Annotated in this window: 15 protein-coding genes; 8 read left to right on the top strand and 7 right to left on the bottom strand. The window is 64.1% G+C overall.

Annotated elements, in window-relative coordinates:
• Positions 1 to 26: 26 nt before the first annotated feature.
• Both ACI8UR_RS02370 and ACI8UR_RS02365 read right to left on the bottom strand, forming a co-directional pair.
• Positions 27 to 1,826 carry a helicase C-terminal domain-containing protein gene (locus ACI8UR_RS02370; RefSeq protein ID WP_415087511.1) on the bottom strand — a complete coding sequence of 600 codons (1,800 nt, stop codon included), beginning with the start codon at positions 1,824 to 1,826 and terminating at the stop codon, positions 27 to 29.
• Between the two features lie 48 nt (positions 1,827 to 1,874).
• A complete protein-coding gene (locus tag ACI8UR_RS02365) occupies positions 1,875 to 2,051 on the bottom strand; it encodes a hypothetical protein (RefSeq protein ID WP_411715793.1) in 177 nt (58 codons plus the stop codon).
• 106 nt (positions 2,052 to 2,157) lie between these two features.
• Between ACI8UR_RS02365 and ACI8UR_RS02360 the strand changes: the two genes are divergently transcribed.
• Positions 2,158 to 2,553 (top strand): hypothetical protein, encoded by a 396-nt coding sequence (locus ACI8UR_RS02360; RefSeq protein ID WP_415087516.1) that lies wholly within the window; start codon positions 2,158 to 2,160, stop codon positions 2,551 to 2,553.
• Position 2,554: 1 nt separating this feature from the next.
• On the opposite strand, the gene ACI8UR_RS02355 is transcribed toward ACI8UR_RS02360, so the two are convergent.
• From ACI8UR_RS02355 to ACI8UR_RS02340, 4 genes are read right to left on the bottom strand one after another with little or no spacing between them, the layout of a single operon-like run.
• Positions 2,555 to 3,574: a cytochrome b/b6 domain-containing protein gene (locus tag ACI8UR_RS02355; protein ID WP_411715792.1), complete on the bottom strand. Its 1,020-nt coding sequence runs from the start codon at positions 3,572 to 3,574 to the stop codon at positions 2,555 to 2,557.
• Positions 3,571 to 4,038: a hypothetical protein gene (locus ACI8UR_RS02350; RefSeq protein WP_411715791.1), complete on the bottom strand. Its 468-nt coding sequence runs from the start codon at positions 4,036 to 4,038 to the stop codon at positions 3,571 to 3,573. Before ACI8UR_RS02350 ends, ACI8UR_RS02355 begins: the two co-directional genes overlap by 4 nt.
• The gene (locus ACI8UR_RS02345) at positions 4,035 to 4,709 is read right to left on the bottom strand and encodes a 4Fe-4S dicluster domain-containing protein (protein WP_411715790.1); all 675 of its coding nucleotides are present in this window, start codon (positions 4,707 to 4,709) and stop codon (positions 4,035 to 4,037) included. The genes ACI8UR_RS02350 and ACI8UR_RS02345 overlap by 4 nt, the downstream gene beginning before the upstream one ends.
• A gap of 2 nt (positions 4,710 to 4,711) precedes the next feature.
• Positions 4,712 to 7,930, bottom strand: a complete 3,219-nt coding sequence (locus tag ACI8UR_RS02340) for a molybdopterin-dependent oxidoreductase (RefSeq protein WP_411715789.1) — start codon at positions 7,928 to 7,930, stop codon at positions 4,712 to 4,714.
• 207 nt (positions 7,931 to 8,137) lie between these two features.
• On the opposite strand from ACI8UR_RS02340, the gene ACI8UR_RS02335 reads away from it, so the two are divergent.
• From ACI8UR_RS02335 to ACI8UR_RS02320, 4 genes are read left to right on the top strand one after another with little or no spacing between them, the layout of a single operon-like run.
• Positions 8,138 to 10,393: an ATP-dependent DNA helicase gene (locus ACI8UR_RS02335; protein WP_415087510.1), complete on the top strand. Its 2,256-nt coding sequence runs from the start codon at positions 8,138 to 8,140 to the stop codon at positions 10,391 to 10,393.
• Positions 10,393 to 10,905 carry a KEOPS complex subunit Cgi121 gene (cgi121, locus tag ACI8UR_RS02330; RefSeq protein WP_411715528.1) on the top strand — a complete coding sequence of 171 codons (513 nt, stop codon included), beginning with the start codon at positions 10,393 to 10,395 and terminating at the stop codon, positions 10,903 to 10,905. Before ACI8UR_RS02335 ends, cgi121 begins: the two co-directional genes overlap by 1 nt.
• A 52-nt stretch (positions 10,906 to 10,957) precedes the next feature.
• On the top strand, positions 10,958 to 11,479 hold the full coding sequence (locus ACI8UR_RS02325) for a hypothetical protein (RefSeq protein ID WP_411715527.1): 522 nt from the start codon (positions 10,958 to 10,960) through the stop codon (positions 11,477 to 11,479).
• Positions 11,480 to 11,531: 52 nt separating this feature from the next.
• The gene (locus ACI8UR_RS02320; RefSeq protein WP_411715526.1) at positions 11,532 to 12,389 is read left to right on the top strand and encodes an alpha/beta fold hydrolase; all 858 of its coding nucleotides are present in this window, start codon (positions 11,532 to 11,534) and stop codon (positions 12,387 to 12,389) included.
• Here ACI8UR_RS02320 and ACI8UR_RS02315 read toward each other — a convergent pair.
• Complete coding sequence (locus tag ACI8UR_RS02315) at positions 12,386 to 12,922, bottom strand: MaoC family dehydratase (RefSeq protein ID WP_411715530.1); 537 nt, start codon at positions 12,920 to 12,922, stop codon at positions 12,386 to 12,388. The genes ACI8UR_RS02320 and ACI8UR_RS02315 overlap by 4 nt on opposite strands.
• Positions 12,923 to 13,115: 193 nt before the next feature.
• Here ACI8UR_RS02315 and ACI8UR_RS02310 point away from each other — a divergent pair, with 193 nt between their 5' ends.
• From ACI8UR_RS02310 to phaC, 3 genes are all read left to right on the top strand, one after another.
• Positions 13,116 to 13,433: an AbrB/MazE/SpoVT family DNA-binding domain-containing protein gene (locus ACI8UR_RS02310; protein WP_411715525.1), complete on the top strand. Its 318-nt coding sequence runs from the start codon at positions 13,116 to 13,118 to the stop codon at positions 13,431 to 13,433.
• Positions 13,434 to 13,559: 126 nt separating this feature from the next.
• A complete protein-coding gene (locus ACI8UR_RS02305) occupies positions 13,560 to 14,105 on the top strand; it encodes a poly(R)-hydroxyalkanoic acid synthase subunit PhaE (protein ID WP_411715524.1) in 546 nt (181 codons plus the stop codon).
• Positions 14,102 to 15,568 carry a class III poly(R)-hydroxyalkanoic acid synthase subunit PhaC gene (gene phaC, locus ACI8UR_RS02300; protein WP_411715523.1) on the top strand — a complete coding sequence of 489 codons (1,467 nt, stop codon included), beginning with the start codon at positions 14,102 to 14,104 and terminating at the stop codon, positions 15,566 to 15,568. Before ACI8UR_RS02305 ends, phaC begins: the two co-directional genes overlap by 4 nt.
• Positions 15,569 to 15,570: the final 2 nt, after the last annotated feature.

Below are 15,570 nucleotides of genomic sequence, written 5' to 3'. Positions count from 1 at the left end.
ATGGTCGCCACGGCAGCCACGCTCATCTAACCGTCGCCCCAGACGTCCGAGAGCGGGTGGTCGTCGATGGAGCCGGAGCGACGCGCGTTCGTCGTGGATTCCGATGCCGACGAGCCGGAGCGCCGCCCCGGCGTCGAGGTCTCGTTCGTCGCGTCGCCCGTCGAATCAGGATCGAACGCCGGCAGTTCCGGCCGCTCCATGCGGTCGACCTGCGCCTTGAACCATTGTGGCATATCGTGGCGAGCACGGTCGAAGAGGTCGAGCAGCGACGAATCGGCGAGATACGTCGCGCCGTGGTCGTCGGGCGCCCGAACCACGCGCCCGCAGGCCTGGATGACGGTTCGGAGCGCCGTCCGGTAATACCAGCCCCACTGGTCGTCTTCCAGCCGCTGGGCGACGCGGGAATCGTTCGTGTTCGGATACGGCGCCTTACACAGCACCTGCCACCGACAGAGATCGCCGTTCAAATCGAGGGCTTCCTCCATCTTCACGGAGATGAAGACATCCGCGCCGTCGCTGCGCTTCCAGCCGGAGAGGGCGGCATCACGGTTCTCGCTGTCGTGGGCGCGGACACGGTCTGTAACGCCGAAATCGTCCAGCAGTTCGTAGAGACGGTCGGCGATGGCATACGAGTGGGCGTGAATCAACCCCTTCTCATCGGGGTGGTGAGCCATCAGCCGAACGATGGTGCGGGCCACCTTCGGCAGCGTCTCGTCTCGGTTTTCGTACGTCATCTTCCCCTGGGTCACGTCGTACAGCGGGCGGTTCTCGACGGGGAACGTGTGGGGCACGTCGACTAGGGCAACATCGGCAGGATTCAGCCCGGCGCCGCGACAGAACGACTCCTTGTTGAGGATGGTCGCGGACAGAAGCGCGAACTTCGTGCCGCGGTTCCAGACCGTGTGATGGAGGTATCGGGCGGGATCGAGCGGCTTAACGGTAATCGTGCGGTCGTCGCCCTGGTCTGATACCCACGTGGTCGGGCTCTCGGTGTCACGGAGGTCTTCGAGGAACCACCCGATGTCCCGCTGGAGCTCCGCGAGCTGGTCACGTTCCTCAGCTTCGGCCGGCGAGAGTTCGACGTTCCCGCGGAGTTCCTCCTGGCGACGCGAGCAGACGGTTGTGAGCTGTTCGGTGTAGTCCTCGATGTCGGAGAGGCCATCGATCTGCGGCGGTTCACAGGCGTCCCAGACCGGCACCGTGGCCGGCGAGAGTTCGATGGTCGCGTACATCTCGGCCCACTCCGCGAGACCGTGGGCCTCGTCGATGACGACCACGTCGCGGGTACCGAACACGTCGCTGCCGGCCGTCTGCATGAAGTACGCGAGCGTCATCGCGGCGATAGACCGGTTCGAGGCGATGGAGCGGTCGGAGAAGTACGGACAGCGGTGTTTGACCGGGCAGTTGAAACCGCGTTCGCGGGCACACGGCGCCTGATTGACCGGCGTCGAGGTTTCGCCCGGCAGGATACAGGAGTAGTTCGACTTCCCGCGGATGACGCTCAAATCTTCGAGCAGCTCGTCGCCAGCCACGTCATCGAGCTGGGAGACCTGCGGCGTCGTGTAGTAGGCGCCGATGGGGCGGACACCGGCAACCTCGTCGTCTGGGTGGCCGCTGCCACCTGACGAGTCGTCGGTCGACCCCGGCTGGCGCGCACAGCCGGCGATGGCGCGAGCCAGCAGGGACTTGCCGCTGCCCGTCGGCGCGCGCACCAAGACGACATCGTTGCCGTCCTCGAAGGCGTCACGGATGTCACTGAGGGCTTGCTTTTGGGCCCCGCGAAACGACGGTGCGGGAAACTCATCGACGATGCGCGACGAATCCACAGCGAACGGAGCGCCGGCACCGCCCTAAAGTCATCGTTTGCGCGGGCGTCAAAAGAGCGTGACCGCCGTCATCGCGATAATGAAGGCGGCGCCGATGACTGTGAGCGCCTGCTCGGAACGCGACATCATCTCGCTCTGTCTCGAAAGCGCTACGATACCGACCATTCCGACGACCGCAAACAGCACCATTAGCACGGCCAAGGCGTCAGTCACGATGCTCGCCATACGGACACGTCTCGGCCGAGCATCTTGAATCTTGGTAACACACCTGACGAAAGAATCCGATGACGGCAGCCGAAGGTATATTTCCGTGCTCCTCATTGCCACGGGCATGCGGATGGAACTGCGGGTGTGCAAGCACTGCTACAACGGTGAGCACGGCAACGAACGGAAAACCGCCGTCAGCCGTGACATGGTGGGCTGTGCCGAGCGCATCCGGGAGTACAAAGACCTCATCGGCATCGACGCGCTGTACATCACCCACGTCGAGGAAGGCGACACCGGCGGCGCCGAAGCGCTGCCCGCTATCGTCGCCTCCATCGAGAACAACCAGATCCAACTCTCCGACACCCAGCTCGTGATGGAGGATGAGGAGGGCAATATGCTCGTCTACCCCGAACCGGAGGATATCCTCGACGTGCTCACGAGAAATATCGACCAAATTGCCGACCAAACTCGACAGGACGTGACAGTCGAACTCTCTTCAGAAGCGGCGGAACTGATGTAAGTCAGTCCTCGCTCGTTTCCGCGTCGTCGGGCTGACCGCCGTCTGCGGCCGTCGTCGACTGCTTCCGTTCTTCCCGCTTCTGCTGTCGGTAGCGCGCCCGGAGCACGTTCCCGTACATCGACAGGAACAGCCCGAGGAACAACACGAGGAAGCCGATGTTGATGCCGATGGTTCGAAGCAGACCGCCCTCGTTGAACTGCAGTTGCGAGGGAACGGGGTAGCCGCCGTAGGTGGCCGACCCCAACGTGACGCTTATGATGCCGATAATCGTCGCGACGCCGACGAGGTTCGTCACCCACCGCCAGGACGCCTTACGACGGAGTTTCTCGATGCCCGTCGTCTCGTGCTCGTCGGGGTCGCCGTGGAAGTTCGGCGTCTCCTCTTTCGGCAGGAACGCCTTCATCTCGACGGGGTAGAAGGCCGGATGGAACCCATGCTCGAACGTGTGGAACATGATTCCCATCAGCATGATGATGCCGAGCAGGCCGTGGAAGACGACGAACGCCATCACGGCCGACTGGGAGTTGTAGACGTCGATGAGCCACGTTTTCCGCCAGATGAGCAGCCCCGAAAACATCAACAGGACGAGCTCAACGGTGAAGATGGCGATGACGCCCTTCCCGATGTAGGACAGAAGCGGCACCTCATCGGCCTTGTAGCCGGCGAACTGCCGGGCGTTCGGGTGCCGCTCGTCGACGCGGCCGAACGCGAACTGGACATCCTGGACGAACGCCTCGGCGTCGCCTTTCGTCGGGAGTAGCGACGGGATGCCGCCGCCCTTCGACTTGCTAAGCAGCATATACGGCACCCAGAAGCCGGTCAGCGCGATGAGCGCGAAGCCGGCTCCTCGGTGGACGGCGAGGACGCCTCGATTGCCACCCATCAACTCGACGAGCCACCACAGCTCGGCGTTGAACGCGATGGCGTAGCCGGTGAAAAACAGGATGAACACCGTCAGCGCCAAAAGCGAGTGGAACACCGTCGTCACGCGGGAGAACTTCCCGTGGTCGAGGTTCGTCATTCGCCGTCACCTCCGTCCGAGGGCGTCCCGCCATCAGCAATCGTCGGCTCGCTTGCCGTCTGTTCACCCTCTGGCGGTTGCATCTGTGCAGCGAGGCGGTGGAACGCCGCCCAGTGGACGAACACCAAGAGGAGGATGAAAATCCCCAGCAAGATGTCCGCGATGTGGATGAGTTCGATGAGGCCGTTGAGGAGCGCGATTTCGATGCCGTACTCCCAGTCGGCGCCGACGCCACCGCCGGCGAGCGCCGGGCGCACCCGCTGAAGCGCCTCGAACCAGATGCCCTGCTGACCGACGTACCACACGGAGCCTGTCGCGAGGGCGAGGCCGAAGACGACGCTCACCCAGAAGGCGACGCGGTCGGGCAGGCCGGCCGATTCCGACGACTCGGCTTCGGCTTCTGGTTCGGGGGCTGGTTCCGGTTCCGGTTCCGATTCGGTCGCGTCTGCGTCGGATTCGCTCATACCTCTTTCACCATATCGGCGTCTTCGCCGAAGATTATCTCGAGGGCGGTGTCGTTGAAGAACGACCCGCTGTCCCGTTTCTTCAGTTCATCCGAGATGTCGCCGGCCGACCCGACGAGGATGGCGTCGGTCGAACACTCCTCGGCGCAGGCCGGGCCCTTCTTCGCGTACTGCCGCTCGCGACAGCCCGTACACTTGTCCATCACGCCGCCGGTGCCGAACACCTCGGAGCTGATCGAGTCGGTGCCGTTCGGAAACTGCGGCGCGCCGAACGGACAGCCCGACAGGCAGTACTGACAGCCGACACAGAGGTCTTCGCTCACCGTCACGAAGCCGTCGTCTTCCTTCTGGAGCGCGTTGGTCGGACAAACCGACACACAGGGCGCGTTCTCACAGTGGTAACACTGCATCGGCAGTGCCGTCTCGCCGGGGCTTTCCCCGGCTGCGAGTGCTGCGGTCTGATCGCCCTGGTAGCCGTCGGCGCCCTCCTGGCCCTCCAGCATTGTCGTTATCTCGATGCGCTGTTCGTCGACGGGAACGTCCCACGTCCGCTTGCAGGCGACGACACAGCCACCGCAGTCGATACACGCCTCGACGTCGGGGAAGATGCGCATCCCCTCGCCGGTGCTCATCACGCCGTCGCCCATTCGGTTCTCGTTGTTGGTAGCCATGGTCAGTCGTCACCGAACCCCTCGTTCATGTTCCACTCCCGCGTGTCGTACTGCTTTTGCTGGCCAATTCCGGCTTCGTCCTGCGGATACTCGATGAACTCCATGTCATACTCCTCGATGAGCGCCGGGGTTGCCTTCTCCATGACAATCATCCCGGCTTTCGTCTCCTGCATCTGCGTCTCGGCGTCGAAGCCGGACGCCGTCACGATGTTCGCAGAGTCACCGATAGCGAGCGGCTTCGTTCCCTCGGGGTAGTTGTCCACCTGGCTCTTGCCGGCGAAGACGCCGCCCCAGTGGTACGGGAGGAATATCTCCTCATCGTTGGGGCGTTCCGTCACCTTCGCTTTCACCAGGATGCTGCTTTTGCTGTCGTCAGTGGGATGGATGATGACATCGTCATCGCCGCCAGTGATGTCCATCTCTTCGGCAAGGTCAGGGTGAATCTCGGCGTACATGTGTGGCTGGATGTCAGCCGTGAGCGGGTTGTTCCGCGTCTCGGCGCCGCCACCCTGGTGTTCGACCTGCCGGCCGGAGGTGAGGATGAGCCGCCGTGCGCCCTCCGAGACCTCCGATTCGAGCATCTCCATCGCGTCCTCCTGGGTCATCGCGTTGTTCTGGTCGAGCCGCCAGAAGTTGGTCTGCTGGCCGTTGGCGGGCCACTGCTCGACGAGGTCGGGGCGCGGACTCTCGATGGGTTCGCGGTGAACGGGCACCGTATCGAGGAAGTTCCACGCGACCGCCCGCGCCTTCCCGCGACCCGTCGGCGCGTCCGGCTGTTTGTTGTCGTACTCACGCCAGAACTCCAGGTCGTGGGTGTGGCCGTACTCCTGGTTCAGCGTGCGCGCGGCGTCGAAGGCCGATTTGTCCTCCCGGAGTGCGTACTCCTGTGGGAGCGACTGGTCGTGCGGACTCGTGATGTCGTCCGGCAGCGTCGTCGTGAACGCCGGATACTGCGGGACACCCTCGATGGTGCCGTCCCACCAGTCGGGCTCGAAGGGGTCACGCAGCATATCGAGGCCCTCCTCGCCCTCCTGGTCGTACGTCTCCTGCATCGGGTACGGCTTGTCGACGTCCATCTCCGCCCACTCTTCGGGCGTCGGCGCCTGCGTGCCCCAGCTGGAGCGGAAGTCGTGGCCGCCATCGCGGGGATCCAACTCCGACGTCCAGATGATGGGCGTTCCCGGGTGGTCGCCGCCCCAGTAGGGCCACGGCAGCGACCAGTAATCGCCGTCGACCGGCGTTCCCGGGGCGTCCGCCCGGAGCGTGTCGGTGTCGAAGAGGTAGTCGTACTCGACGTGTTGCTGGAGTTTCTCCGGCGGCTGCTGATAGCCGATAGAGCGGGTGCCGAGGTTGATCTCTCGGATGACGTCCTCGTGTGTCGAGCGGCCGTTGTAGATCTCCTTGCCCGAGCCCCAATCGAAGTGCTCGCCGAATCCGAGTCGGTCGGCCAGCTCCATGAAGATCTGGAGATCGGGCTTGGAGTTGTGTCCGGGCGGTGCGGCCCGCTCCGACCACTGAACGGAGCGGTTCGTGTTCGTCAGCGACCGGACGTGTTCGTACTGGCTGGACGCCGGCAACAGGAGGACGTTGTCCTCCTTCGACAGCGTGCCGGCGACCGCCGGGAACACGTCGACGACGACGAGGAGGTCGAGCGCCTCCATCGCCATCCGCTGTTTGTCCATCTCGGAGATGGAGTTCGAGGAGTGCCCCCAGTAGAACGCCATCTTCACGGGGTCGGGCTGGTACAGCTCGGCGCTGTTGAGCCGTTCGTTCTGCTCGATGGCCGCTTCGTACCACCGGGCCACGGTGAGACCCTCACGGAACATCATGTTCCCGCGCGTGTCCGGCCAGCTCTCATCACGGACGGGGCCGGGCGACTCGCCGTTGATCTTCTCGAACGTGTCGGCGTCCATCGTGGCGAAGTAGTCGTCGTGGAGCTCCTCGGGGGTAATGCTCCCCGATGTCCACGGACTCTTGTTCCAGACGTTCGCCCAGTGGGCCCACGACCCGGGGCCGCCGACGCCGTAGTAGCCGGGCAGAATCGACGACTCGACGCCGAGGTCGGTCGCACCCTGGACGTTGGCGTGACCACGCATCACCTGCAGGCCGCCGCCGGAGCGGGCCGCCGACCCCGTTCCGAGCGACGCCAGCGCGTACGACCGGATGTTCTGGGTGCCGTTGTTGTGCTGGGTGCCGCCCATCGCCCATTCGATCTGTATCTTCGGCTTGTTCTCGATGAGAAGGTCGCCGATCTCCGCCAGGCTCGATTCGTCGATCCAGGTGATGTCGGCGACCGTCTCGAGGTCGTACTGGTCGAGTTCCGCGTCGACGTCGGGCCACCCCATCGTCCGCTCGTCGATCATCTGGTCGTCGAGCTCGCCCTGGTCGCGGACGTACTTGATGAGTCCCATCATGGTGGCGACGTCCGTCCCCGGACGCATCCGGTAGAAGTAGTCGGCGTGCGCCGACGTTTTGGTGTACCGGGGGTCGATGGAGATGATGGTGCCGCCGCGCTGTTGGCCCTCCAGGATGTGTTGCATCACGACCGGGTGGGCCTCCGCGGGGTTCTGCCCGATGATGAGGAGCAAATCGAAGTTCCGGTAGTCGTTGATAGTGTTGGTCATGGCCCCGTAGCCCCACGTGTTCGCGAGGCCGGTGACCGTCGTTGAGTGGCAGATGCGCGCCTGATGGTCGACGTTGTTCGTTCCGAGGAAGGAAGCGAACTTCCGGGATGCGTAGGCCGATTCGTTTGAGTGGTGTGCCGACCCGAGCAACATGACGCTCTCGGGGGTGTACTCCTCGACGACATCCTCGTAGGTGTTCGCGATCTCCTCGTAGGCTTCATCCCAGGAGATCTTCCGCCACTCGCCGTCCACTTTCCGCATGGGGTGTTTGAGCCGGCGCTCCGAGTGTTCGGTTTCGAGGATTCCGGCGCCCTTCGAGCAGAGCGAGCCGTTGTTGAGCGGGTTCTCGTGCCACGGTTCCTGGCCGACGAAGGCGTTGCCTTCCTTGACTGCTTTGAATCCACAGCCGATGGAGCAGTAGTTGCAGACCACCTTCGCTGTCTCGGCGTCGTCTCCGCCGCCGTCCGGTTCCGGCTCGTCGCCCAGCACCTGTCCCGTCGCACCGCCACCGAAAGCGACCGCGCCGGCCAACGCGGACGCCTTCATGAAGGAACGACGGTCAAGGTCGATTGTTACGGGTTCACTCATGGCTGGCATCCTGCCGCCCCAGCACGCGTGTGCCGAGTTAGCATACGACTCGAAACGTCAGAAGCGAAGGCAAAGAAAGTACCGCCGGAACCCCGCATAACCAGCCATTTTTAATTAATGAGACGCATAGAGAAATCAACATGTGCATTTATTGTCTGGAATACTGACGGCACCGAGTACGACAGTTTAAATCCGGTGGCGCACTAGCCGACGGTAATGGATGTGGCCGACGTTGGCGGCGTGCCGTCGTGGTTCGCCGACCACCTCCGGAAGGAGGGAATCGAGTCGTTGTACCCACCGCAGGCGGAGGCTGTCGAGGCCGGCGTGACGCAGGGCGACAGCCTCGTCGCCTCCATTCCTACCGCGAGTGGCAAGACGCTCATCGCCCAGCTCGCCATGCTCTCTGCGGTGCAGCGCGGCGGCAAAGCGCTCTACATCGTGCCGCTACGAGCCCTGGCCAGCGAGAAACGCGAGGAGTTCAGCGCCTTCGAGGAGTTCGGCGTCGAGATCGGCGTCTCGACGGGCAACTACGAGGATACGGGCGAGTGGCTCGCCGAGAAGGACATCATCGTCGCGACGAGCGAGAAGGTCGACTCGCTCGTCCGTAACGGTGCACCGTGGATCGACGACCTCGATTGTGTCGTCGCCGACGAGGTACATCTCGTCGACGACCCCTCCCGGGGGCCGACGCTCGAAGTGACGCTCGCGAAACTCCGGCGCGTCAACCCAAACCTGCAGGTCGTCGCGCTGTCGGCGACGGTCGGTAACGCCGACGAGATGGCCGAGTGGCTCGACGCCGACCTCGTTGACTCCGAATGGCGCCCCATCGAACTCCAGAAGGGCGTCCATTACGGCCAGGCGCTGCATTTCGAGGACGGCACACAGCAGGAGCTCCGCGTCAAGTCATCGGAGAAGCCGACCGAAGGAATCGTCCGCGACACGCTCGCCGACGAGGGGTCGACGCTCGTGTTCGTCAACTCCCGGCGGAACGCCGAGGGGGCCGCAAAGCGGCTCGCGAACACGACGAACGACCTGCTCGAGTCGGACGAGAAAGCGCAGTTGGCCGACATCGTCGAGGAGATTCGGGACGTCTCCGACACCGAAACGAGCGCCGATCTGGCTGATTGCGTCGAGAAGGGCGCGGCGTTTCACCACGCCGGCTGTGCGAGCGAACATCGTTCCCTCGTCGAGGATGCCTTCCGCGATAGACTCATCAAGACCGTCTGTGCGACGCCGACGCTTGCTGCGGGGGTCAACACGCCGTCCCGGCGCGTCGTCGTCCGCGACTGGCGGCGCTACTCCGGCGAGGCCGGGGGAATGCAGCCGCTCTCGGTGCTCGAAGTGCACCAGATGATGGGCCGTGCGGGCCGGCCGGGGCGTGACCCCTACGGCGAAGCGCTCCTTTTGGCGAACAGCCACGACGAACTCGATGAGTTGTTCGAGCGGTACGTCTGGGCCGACCCCGAGCCGGTCGAATCGAAACTCGCACGCGAGCCCTCGATGCGGACACACCTGCTCGCGACGGTCGCAAGCGGCTTTGCCGACTCCCGAGAGGCGCTTTTGGATTTCCTCGACCAGACGCTGTATGCGACGCAGTATCGTCAGGGGGACGATGGGTCGGACAACCTGGAACGCGTCGTCGACGAGACGCTCGAGTATCTCGACCTGAACGGGTTCATCGACCGCGACGACCGCATCGAGGCGACGAACCTCGGCCACACCGTCTCGCGGCTGTATCTCGACCCGATGAGCGCCGCCGAAATCATCGACGGCCTCCGAGAGAGCCCCGACCCGACCGCGATGGGGCTGTATCACCTCGTCTGCCGGACGCCGGATATGTACGAACTCTATCTCCGGTCGGGCGACAGCGAGGAATACACCATGCTGGCCTACGAACGCGAAGCCGAGTTCTGCGGCGACCTCCCGAGCGAGTTCGAGGAGGGTCGCTTCGAGGACTGGCTGTCGGCGCTGAAGACGGCCCGAATGCTCGAAGACTGGGCCAGCGAAATCGACGAAGACGAGATTACGGAGCGGTACGGCGTCGGGCCGGGCGATATCCGCGGGAAGGTCGACACCACCGAGTGGCTACTTGGCGCCGCCGAGTCGCTGGCGAGTGAACTCGACCTCGCGAGCGTGCCGGCCATCCGGGAGGCCAGAAAGCGCGTCCAACACGGCGTCGGCGAGGAACTCATCGACCTCGCGGGCGTCCGGGGCGTCGGCCGCAAGCGCGCCCGGCGGCTGTTCGACGCCGGCATCGAAACGCGGGCCGACCTCCGGAATGCGGACAAATCGGTCGTTCTCGGGGCGCTTCGGGGGCGGGAGAAAACCGCCGAGAACGTCCTTGAGGCGGCCGGCCACCAGAACCCTGATATGGACGACGTGACGCCGGACGCCGAGGCCAGGCCGGACGAAGAGGAGGAGACCGAAGCCGCAGCCGACGGACAGGGCCAATCCAGCCTCGGTGATTTCTGATGGAGTTGCTCGAAGGCATCGTCAAAATCGGCGGTGAGGCGTTCCCCGACGTGGAGGCGTTCGTCGCGACGCTCGATTCCGTCGGCAAGGAGCACGGAGTGACGGTGCAGGCGTTCGACGCCCACTACGTCGTCTCGCGGCAGCATCTGGAGCGGGCCGTCGAGTTGGCCGACCGCGAGCGAGAGCGAGGGGCTGGCATCGCTCGCGACCGCGGCGTTGAAATCATGCTGTATGCAGCCGGCCGCCGCCAGATCGACCGGGCCCTCGATATCGGCGTTAGCGAGGGTGAAACACCCGCCGTGGTTCTCGTCGACGGTGCTGGCGACGAAGCCACGGCGGTCGAAACGCTCCGGGAACGGGGGGTTGTCGACCCCGCCGAGACGCTCGGGGAGTACGACGAGGCCCGCGTTCGCTCGTTTTTTGATATCGGGGCAGCGGAGTTAGCGGCGACCACCGCCGACCTCGACGCCCTGGTACGGGAACGGGTCGCGCTGCTCGTCGTCAACCGCTGACGCCGCAGTTCTTTAGTGGCAGCCGATTGAACTGTTTTCCAGTGAGCAACAGATGACCGACCCACAGGAACGCTCCGAGCAGGCAAAACGGGAGCGTGCGGAAATCGTCGAGAACATCCTCCAGCAGGTCGACCCGAACCTGGACGAGCACGCCTATCCGGTTCGGCGGGAGGAACTCGCCGCACGCTACGGCGATACGGCCGTCGAGTTGCCGAACGAAACCGAATCGCTCGGCGACGTGTTCGACCGCCTCACCGACCGCGAATACGACACCGCGCGAGAAGCACGCGAGGCGGTGTTGAACGAGATTACGGGCAACGCCTGGGTTCCGGGTGAGTTCAATCTGGAGCGTGACCTCGAACCGGACGAAGCCGGCGACGTCGGGGAGACCGACCACCGACTGGAAGCCGCCGAGGAGTCTCCGGTCGACACCGAAACGCGGCCGGCGCCCGAGGCGATTCCGGACGAAGCGGAGGAGGGGCCGGAGGGCGTCTACGACGGCGCCGAGGCCGTCGAATCCGACGACCGCGAGGAGGAACCCGAAAGCGAAGATATCTACGAGGAGCCGGGGTAGCGGCTCGCCGGAAGGCACAACCGTTTGTACGGCGAGTGCATCGACGGTGGATATGGACGCCGTGAACGCCACGACGCGGTCGATGACGGTCGAGACGACCGACGGCCGTGCCGGGCGAAACGAGACGGAGCTCACCTACCGGGTCGCCGGGGAGGGGCCGCCCGTCGTGCTGTTGCACGGTATCGGCCTCGATTCAGCCAGCGTCTCCTGGCGACACACGCTGCCGGCACTGGCCTCGAACCACCGAGTGTACGCACTCGACCTCCCCGGTCACGGAGAGAGCGGACGCCCGCGTGTGCGATACACGACCGACTTCTTCCGTGACGTGCTCGCGTCGTTTCTCGACGAACTGAATCTGCACGGCTCGTCGCTGGTCGGCATCTCGATGGGCGGCGGCATCGCGCTCGGCCACGCACTGGAACACGACGTCGAGCGGCTCGTGTTGGTCGACAGCTACGGCCTCGGAACGGACGCCCCCTGGCGGCCCGCAGCGAGCGCGATGCTCCGGATGCCCGGCGCCTCACAGGGCTGGTGGTCGACCATCCAGGCCTCACGGAGTTCGGTACGGCAGCATCTCAGAAACCTGACGGCGGACGCGCCGAGCGACGACCACGTCGACGACGTGTACGATGCCATCCAGGATTCGGCCGTCGGGCGAGCGATGTCGAGTTGGCAGCGCAGCGAGTTCCGCTACAGTGGCCTGAAAACGTGCCATCTCGACGAGCTGGACGAACTGGACGCGCCGACGCTTTTCGTCCACGGTGAGGACGACCCACTACTGCCAGCATCGTGGTCAAAACGGGGAGCGGAAAAAACGGACGCGTCGCTGGAGCTGTTCGAGAACTGTGGCCACTGGCCCTCGCGTGAGGCACCGGAGCGGTTCAATCGCGTGCTCGCGTCGTTCCTTTAATCCTCGATGAGGACGACGGCTTCGCCGTCGATGACGAGTTCCTCGTCGGTTTCGACGGTCGTCCGAAGCCGGAAGCGGCCGCCACCGAGGTCTTCGACGACTTCGGCGGTGCCGGTGACGCGGTCTCCGAGTCGGACGGGCGCGCGGAACTCCAGATCCTGGGAGAGATAGACGATGCCGCCCGGGAAGCGCGCGAGCGCGGCGCTGATGAGCCCGGAGGCGAGAATGCCGTGGACGATACGGCCGTTGAAACGGGTGTCTTCGGCCCACTCGTCGTCCAGATGGAGGGGGTTGGTGTCGCCGGATGCGGCCGCGAACCGCTCTACGTCCGCCTCGGTGAGCGTTTTGGTGAAACGAACGCTGTCGCCGATACCGACGTCGGCGGCGGCGTCGACCGCGACGTCCCACGCAGAGAGGTCGCCGGCGGGGTCGATGTCGTCCTCGACGCGAGCGGCGTCCGCTTCAGCCTCGCTGTCGGGGACTTTGAACGCCGAAAGGGCGGCCTGATTGGCCTCGACGACGCTGTCGAACATCCGAGTGGACGTCTCAGTCCAGGTGTCGAACAACGTCGAATAGGGGGTGTAGCTCATCTCATCCCTGCTACGCACTGTGCCTACTAAAATATGGCGTCGTCTCAGGTTGTGAAAGACACTAAATGGAACTGGCTGCCATCTGGTGGTGTGCTGCGGAACGTTTATTTGCGCCGGAGCCGCATATCACGGTAGTATGAGCGACGACAACGACAACGCTATCTGGCCGCCGAACCTCCTGAAGGCGGTTCAGGAAACGTCAGAGCAGGCGACCAAGAAACAGCAGGAAGCGCTCCAGCAGCTCCTCCTCGGCGCCGGCTCGGGAACGCCCGACCTCGGCAACGTCTCCGAACAGCTCGGCGCGATGAGCCAGATGGCGACGTTCAAAACGCGCGTCCAGAGCGGCGGGCGCATCTCCATTCCGGACGCCGAACGTGAAGCCCTCGACATCGAGGAAGGCGATATCGTCCAGACCGTCGTCCTCCCGGTCAAGCGGAACCGCGACGACGAATGAGCCGATAAACACTCCGAGTGCGGCGGGGGTAGATGCGGTCGAGAGCCGCCGTGGCCCTAAATTCTGCCGCATAAACACTCAAAAACTATTGCGACAGTTTTTATCGTAGTATCGCATACATAGGGTATGAGCAATCAAGCCGAGGAGATGCAAGAGCAGTGGACGAGCCTCGTCCAGAACATGAACGAAGCGGCTGCCCAATCAGTCGAACAGAACATGGATGCAAGCGCGGCGTTCATGGAGTCGTGGGGCGATGCGATGGAGGACTCCATGCTCGAACAGGACGACCTCGCGGCGGGCGTCGAAGGGTACAGCAACGCCTACGAGGTGTGGATGGACGCCGCAGACCAGATCTTCGAGCGGACGACCGACGCCGCCGAAGGCGAGGACGTGGCGCTGACGGAGTTCCGCGACATCTGGCTGCAGAGCGCCAACGAGGCGTTCAAAGAGGTCATGGGGACATCGGCGTTCGCGGCAGCCAACGGACAGTTGGTCAATGCGATGATGGATATGCAGGAGCAGGCCGACGAGATGACAGAGGAGACGCTCGAAGACCTTGGAATGCCGACCCAATCCGACATCGAGGAGGTCGGCGAGCGCCTCGTCGAAATCGAGCGCCGCCAGCACAGCGTCGAAACGAAACTCGATAACATCCTCGAGCAACTGGAATGAGCGCCGATAACCCATTCTCCTTCGCGCTGAACGTCCAACAAGAGCTGTTCGAGGCGACGACTGAGGCCGCCGACAAAAGCGATGTCGCCGCCGAACAGCTCGAGAAGATGGAGGAAATCGAGGTCGGGATGACGCCGAGTGAGGTCGTCTACACCGAGAACAAACTCGAACTCCTCCACTACGAGGCGCTGACCGAAGAGCAGCACAAGACGCCGATTCTCATCGCGTACGCGCTCATCAACAAGCCGTTCATCCTCGACCTCCAGCCCGACCGCAGCGTCGTCCGGCGGCTGCTCGAGGCCGGCCACGACGTCTACCTCATCGACTGGAACGAGCCCTCGCGGCTCGACCAGCACCTCACGCTCGATGACTATGTCAACCGCTACATCGACAACTGCGTCGATGTCGTGCGCGAGCGCTCGGGCCAGGACAAGATCAACATCCTCGGCTACTGCATGGGCGGGACGATGACGGTCATGTACACCGCGCTCCACCAGGAGAAGGTGCGAACGCTCGGACTTATGGCTGCCGGGCTCTGTTTCGACCAGACGGGCGGCGTCCTCGAGATGTGGGGCGACGACGAATACTACGACCCACAGGACGTCGTCGACGTGTTCGGGAACGTCCCCGCGGAGATGCTCGATATCGGCTTCGCGCTGATGGATCCCGTCGCCAACTACGTCTCGAAGTACGTCCGGCTGTACGACAACATCGAGAACGACGACTTCGTCGAGAACTTCGGCCGCATGGAGCGGTGGCTCGGCGAGGGCATCGACATGGCCGGCCAGACGTACGTGCAGTTCCTCGAGGACATCTATCAGGACAACAAGCTCTACAACAACGAGCTGTACGTTGGCGGGCAACACGTCGACATCACGGAGATTGAGGTGCCCATTCTCCAGATAATGGGTGAGTACGATCACCTCATCCCGCCGGAGTCGAGCAAGCCGTTCAACGAGGTCGTCGGCAGCGACGACACCGAGACCATCGAGTACGCGACCGGCCACATCGGCCTCGCAGTCTCGGGGTCGAGCCACCGCGACGTCTGGCCGCGGGGGGCCGAATGGTACATCGAGAAGTCGACCGACGACCTCGAACACCTCGAAACGGTCGAGGACGCCGTCGAGGAGGCGACCGACCAGATCGGCATCGAGGAAATCGACGTCGAGGTCGAGGCCGCCGAAGAGGAGGCGGCCATCGAAGAGGAAGCCGAAGCCATCGAGGAGGCCGTCGCCGAGGAAGCCGAAGCGGAAATCGCCGCAGAGGACGTCGGGCCCGCCGGAACGGAGGGTTCCGACCTGGAGGAAATCTCCGGTATCGGGCCGACGTACGCCGAGCGACTCCGTGAGGACGGCATCAAGACGCTCGTCCAGTTGGCGGAATCGGATGCCGAAACCGTTGCCGACGCGGCGGGTGTCGGCGTCAGTCGCGCGGAAGACTGGATAGAACAGGCCCAAGGGTAATC

This window comes from Natronomonas sp. (genome assembly GCF_047616845.1).
Taxonomy (GTDB): domain Archaea; phylum Halobacteriota; class Halobacteria; order Halobacteriales; family Haloarculaceae; genus Natronomonas.
The sequence above is the reverse complement of the archived record's forward strand: the minus strand, read 5'-3'. Positions and strand labels throughout refer to the sequence as shown.

Coding starts and splice junctions, on each gene's coding strand:
- ACI8UR_RS02365 (WP_411715793.1), bottom strand. CDS start 2,051: ATGGCGAGCATCGTGACTGACGCCTTGGCCGTGCTAATGGTGCTGTTT.
- ACI8UR_RS02360 (WP_415087516.1), top strand. CDS start 2,158: ATGCGGATGGAACTGCGGGTGTGCAAGCACTGCTACAACGGTGAGCAC.
- ACI8UR_RS02355 (WP_411715792.1), bottom strand. CDS start 3,574: ATGACGAACCTCGACCACGGGAAGTTCTCCCGCGTGACGACGGTGTTC.
- ACI8UR_RS02350 (WP_411715791.1), bottom strand. CDS start 4,038: ATGAGCGAATCCGACGCAGACGCGACCGAATCGGAACCGGAACCGGAA.
- ACI8UR_RS02345 (WP_411715790.1), bottom strand. CDS start 4,709: ATGGCTACCAACAACGAGAACCGAATGGGCGACGGCGTGATGAGCACC.
- ACI8UR_RS02340 (WP_411715789.1), bottom strand. CDS start 7,930: ATGCCAGCCATGAGTGAACCCGTAACAATCGACCTTGACCGTCGTTCC.
- ACI8UR_RS02335 (WP_415087510.1), top strand. CDS start 8,138: ATGGATGTGGCCGACGTTGGCGGCGTGCCGTCGTGGTTCGCCGACCAC.
- cgi121 (WP_411715528.1), top strand. CDS start 10,393: ATGGAGTTGCTCGAAGGCATCGTCAAAATCGGCGGTGAGGCGTTCCCC.
- ACI8UR_RS02325 (WP_411715527.1), top strand. CDS start 10,958: ATGACCGACCCACAGGAACGCTCCGAGCAGGCAAAACGGGAGCGTGCG.
- ACI8UR_RS02320 (WP_411715526.1), top strand. CDS start 11,532: ATGGACGCCGTGAACGCCACGACGCGGTCGATGACGGTCGAGACGACC.
- ACI8UR_RS02315 (WP_411715530.1), bottom strand. CDS start 12,922: ATGTTCGACAGCGTCGTCGAGGCCAATCAGGCCGCCCTTTCGGCGTTC.
- ACI8UR_RS02310 (WP_411715525.1), top strand. CDS start 13,116: ATGAGCGACGACAACGACAACGCTATCTGGCCGCCGAACCTCCTGAAG.
- ACI8UR_RS02305 (WP_411715524.1), top strand. CDS start 13,560: ATGAGCAATCAAGCCGAGGAGATGCAAGAGCAGTGGACGAGCCTCGTC.
- phaC (WP_411715523.1), top strand. CDS start 14,102: ATGAGCGCCGATAACCCATTCTCCTTCGCGCTGAACGTCCAACAAGAG.